The 4,252-nt window shown below is 62.8% G+C and carries 3 protein-coding genes; 2 read left to right on the forward strand and 1 reads right to left on the reverse strand.

The window, feature by feature from the left end:
* Window positions 1-23: 23 nt before the first annotated feature.
* Window positions 24-2,915 carry a Tn3 family transposase gene (locus C0456_RS19655; RefSeq protein ID WP_211506600.1) on the reverse strand — a complete coding sequence of 964 codons (2,892 nt, stop codon included), beginning with the start codon at window positions 2,913-2,915 and terminating at the stop codon, window positions 24-26.
* 125 nt (window positions 2,916-3,040) lie between these two features.
* On the opposite strand from C0456_RS19655, the gene C0456_RS19660 reads away from it, so the two are divergent.
* Entirely contained in the window at window positions 3,041-3,661 is a 621-nt protein-coding gene (locus tag C0456_RS19660) for a recombinase family protein (protein ID WP_008832583.1), read from the forward strand.
* Window positions 3,658-4,188: a GNAT family N-acetyltransferase gene (locus C0456_RS19665; RefSeq protein WP_291056112.1), complete on the forward strand. Its 531-nt coding sequence runs from the start codon at window positions 3,658-3,660 to the stop codon at window positions 4,186-4,188. Before C0456_RS19660 ends, C0456_RS19665 begins: the two co-directional genes overlap by 4 nt.
* The last annotated feature ends 64 nt before the right edge of the window (window positions 4,189-4,252 follow it).

The raw sequence follows: 4,252 nt of genomic DNA on the forward strand, positions 1-4,252 counted from the left end.
CGTTTGCAGGAGGGGGCGGAATCCTACGCTAAGGATTTGGGCCAGCGATATTCCCCGGTTAGATTGATGTGTTCCCATCCCAACGGCGAGACGTGGGCGAGTAAATCAGGCGCGATATGGGTACCGCTGGCGGCCCGGGTATTGACGACCTCGCCGAGCTTCATGGTGTTCCAGAATATGATGATGGCGGCGAGCAGGTTCATTCCGGCGATGCGATAGTGCTGGCCTTCGCCGGATCGATCCCGGATTTCACCTCGGCGGTGGAAGCTGATGGCGCGCTTTAGGGCGTGGTGGGCCTCACCCTTGTTGAGGCCGATCTGAGCCTGGCGCTGGAGGCCGGCATCAAGAATCCAGTCGATCATGAACAGGGTTCGCTCGATGCGGCCCACCTCTCGCAATGCGAGGGCCAGCTCATTCTGGCGCGGGTAAGAGGCGAGCTTGCGAAGAATCTGGCTGGGGGCGACGATCCCCGCTGCGATCGTCGCCATGATGCGCAGGATGTCGGGCCAGTTGCGCTCGATGAGCGGTTCATTGATCTTACCTCCGACCAGCGCTCGCACATTGGCCGGCGTCGCGTTGGGCGTGAAGGCATAGAGTCTTTTCTGAGGGAGATCGCGGATACGGGGGGCGAACCTGTAGCCGAGCAAGGCGCAGGCGGCGAACACATGATCGGTGAAGCCGCCCGTGTCGGCAAAATGCTGGCGAACGCGGCGGCCCGCGTCATTCATGAGCAGCCCGTCCAGGATATAGGGAGCCTCGCTGACCGTTGCCGGGATCACCTGGGTTGCGAACGGCGCATATTGATCGGACACATGGCTGTATCCCTTGAGGCCCGGGACGTTGCCATATTTCGCGTTGATCAGATTCATCGCCTCGCCCTGCTCGGTAGCAAGGAAGAACTGCCCGTCGCTGGATGCCGATTGCCCTTGTCCCCAGAAGGCGGCCATGGGCAGGGCGGCGTGGGCCTCCACGATCATGGCGAGCGCCCGATCATAGGCGCTGCCTTCGACATGCCAGCGCGCGATCCGCAGCAATTCCCAGAAGCTGTGCGTGTTGGTCGCCGCCGCCATCTTGCGCAAACCGAGATTGACGCCTTCCGCCAGCAACACGTTCATCAGGCCGATCCGGTCGCTGCAGGGCGCGCCGGTGCGCAGATGCGTGAACGCCTCGGAAAATCCGGTTCGCTCATCGACTTCCAGCAACAGATCGGTGATCCTCGCGGGCGGGAGCTGTTGATAGAGATCGAGCACGAGATCCTCGGCCCCTTCGGGCGTGTCGGCCCTCAGCTTGTCGATGTGCAGCTTGCCGTTCTCGATGATGCCGCCTGGGATCGTGCCGGTTCGCGCCGCGCGGCCAAACTCCTTTAGCCGTGTATCCAGTCGAGCCCTGCGCTCGGCCAGCCATTCGCCGGGTCGCAGCGGCACGGCGAGCCGCGCGGTCTGCTCTATCGCCTGTGGCGGGACCAGAAGCTGCTTGAGGTCGCCATAGCGGCGCGATCCCGCCAACCATATGTCACCGGACCGGAAGGCGTCGCGGATGTGGAACAGCACCGCGATTTCCCAAAGCCGGTGGTCGCCGCTGGGCTCAGCGCGAAGATGACGATGCCATTTCGAGTTGGGACGTAGAAAATCCACCGGCGGATCGACCTTGATCCCGTTACGCAGCATCGCAACGGCCGCCAGAAGAGGCGTGGCGATCGGCGCCGCCTGCATGTCGAGCAGGCGCAGCATCCTGGGCGCGTAGAGGCGGAAACGGTGATAGCCGTCCAGCACACGGCTGAGCGGGTCGGCCGCGAGCACGTTGGTCAGCGCGGAGGCCGTGGCGACAAGGGTTCTGAACCGTTCCCAGCCAGGCCCGGTGGCGATTATCCCGTCCAGGGCCGTGCCATCGTCCTGCGCTCCAAGCAAAGCACCACCGATTTCGGCAAAGGACTTCAGCGTGTCCCGAACGGCCGCCTTTTCGTCGGCGATCCTGGTGTTGCAAAGGCGTTCGGAGGCCCGATAGAGACGGCCTACGATGCGATCGTGGGTCTCCACGATGACATCGGCCAGCGATGACCGCCATTCCAGGGTGCAGACAGCGAGGATCGCAAGCCGCCTGTCTTCGGGCAGATCACGCATGCCGTCGGCGTAATAGCGCTCGCCCTGCCGGCGAAGCCGGGTCACACGATGCGCCGGCACGCCGTCCAGCAAATCCGCCGGAAGATCGAACCTTTGAAGATATTCCAGTCGATCCATCAGCCGGTTAGCGGCTGCTGAATTTGCGCCAACCTCGAACTGTCGCAGCCATACGAAGCGCGTGACGCGACCATCCACCGTATCCTCCAACAGGTGAGCCAAATTCTCGCTCAGGGTTGGCGTGATGCGATGGGCGATAAGATCCTCGATCCGGCGCTCGGCCTCAACCAGCGCATCGGCGCAAAGGCGCTCGATCGTCGAGGAGCCGGGAAGGATCGTGCGGGTGCGGCGACACTCCGCAACGAAGCGACGGGCAAGATCCTCATTCGATGTCGCCGCCTCGGCTTCCCGAGCGATCCATTCGCGCAAATCCCGTGCGCCCCGCCCCGAAAAGGAGCGATAGCCGTAGATTCGGCGAAGGTCCGCCAGATGCTCGTGCCGGGTCTCCTCGCGCGCGGCATAGAGGAGTAGATCGTCGCTGGTCAGGCCGAGCTGGGCCGCGACGAAATCCGATACCTGCGCCGGGATCAACTCGCCAGGAGCGAGCACCCGGCCCGGGTAGCGCAGGACGCACAGTTGCAGCGCGAAGCCAAAACGATTGTGGGCGCGCCGGCGCTGGCGGATATGCCCGAGATCCTCATCGCTGAGGGTATAGTGCCGCAGCAGCTCACCTTGATCGACCGGCAAGTGAAGCAGCGCCTCGCGCTGTCGATCGGTCAGGGTCACGCGACGCGGCATACATGCTCCTTATTCTTTCCGAGCTACGGTTTGAGATAGCTTGATTGAGATGCTGGTTAAGATACACAATAGCCCAATCTTATGTGCTCATGTTCGTCACCGCCTCAAACCTTCGTTTGTGATCCATGCTGATCGGCTACGCCCGCGTGTCCAAAGCCGACGGCTCGCAGTCGCTCGACCTGCAGCACGATGCCCTTCGCGCTGCCGGTGTCGAGCCAGGCAATATCTATGATGATCGTGCATCCGGTAGCCGTGATGATCGCCCCGGTCTTGCCGCCTGCCTGAAATCGTTGCGCGACGGCGATGTCCTCATCGTTTGGAAGCTCGACCGGCTCGGCCGAACGCTCACCCACCTGGTCAGCACGGTGCAGAATCTGTCGGATCGCGGTATCGGTCTGCGGGTGCTCACCGGCAAGGGCGCGCAGATCGACACCACGACGCCATCGGGCCGGATGGTGTTCGGCATTTTTGCCACACTGGCGGAGTTTGAGCGGGATATGATCCGCGAGCGCACCATGGCTGGCCTGGCCGCTGCCCGCGCGCGGGGACGCAAGGGTGGCCGCAAGTTCGCCCTCTCCAAGGCCCAGGTGCGGCTCGCTCAGGCTGCTATGGCCCAACGCGACACGTCCGTTTCCGACCTCTGCAAGGAACTCGGGATCGAGCGCGTCACTCTCTACCGCTATGTCGGTCCCAACGGGGAACTCCGGGATTACGGTCAGCGCGTGCTTGCTGCCAAAACGCGATGATGATGACGGGAGCCCCGATCAAACTTACCCAAGCGGACGCCGCAGACGTTGCAGACCTGTACAACCGTTGCAGCGACTATTTCCTGTTGCAGGACGGGGCCGCGCCCACGCTGGACGATGCTCGCGAGCTTTTCTCCGATGTGCCGCCCGAAAAGAGCGCCCACAATCAAGCTGTCCTGGGATGGAAGGGGCCTGGCGGCCTATATGCAATCGCGGCCATCCTCCGCGATTATCCGCGTGATGGCACATGGTATCTCGGCTTCATGATCGTAGATGCCGCACAGCGTGGTCGTCGCGTCGGACGCTCAATTTACTCGACGGTCGAAAGCTGGGCCGCTGCGAGAGGTGCCACAGAGATTCGGTTGGCCGTGCTGGAAGCGAATGAAGCGGCAGAGCGATTTTGGCGTTCTCTCGGCTTCATTGAGTATCGGCGCGTTGGGCCAGACACCTTCAAAATGCGTAGCCATCGCCGGATAGAACTGAGCCGTCGCCTTTCTGGCGCGACCGTAGAAGGCAGCAACAAGTAAGATCTCGCGCCGGCTATCTGGGCGAGCTTGGCGTAGGATTCCGCCCCCTCCCGCAAACGCCCCC

Source organism: Hyphomonas sp. (assembly GCF_013823385.1).
Lineage (GTDB): Bacteria > Pseudomonadota > Alphaproteobacteria > Caulobacterales > Hyphomonadaceae > Hyphomonas.

What these genes read in the sequence shown, in the direction of transcription:
- C0456_RS19655 (WP_211506600.1), bottom strand. Translation starts at nt 2,915, where the DNA reads ATGCCGCGTCGCGTGACCCTGACCGATCGACAGCGCGAGGCGCTGCTT.
- C0456_RS19660 (WP_008832583.1), top strand. Translation starts at nt 3,041, where the DNA reads ATGCTGATCGGCTACGCCCGCGTGTCCAAAGCCGACGGCTCGCAGTCG.
- C0456_RS19665 (WP_291056112.1), top strand. Translation starts at nt 3,658, where the DNA reads ATGATGATGACGGGAGCCCCGATCAAACTTACCCAAGCGGACGCCGCA.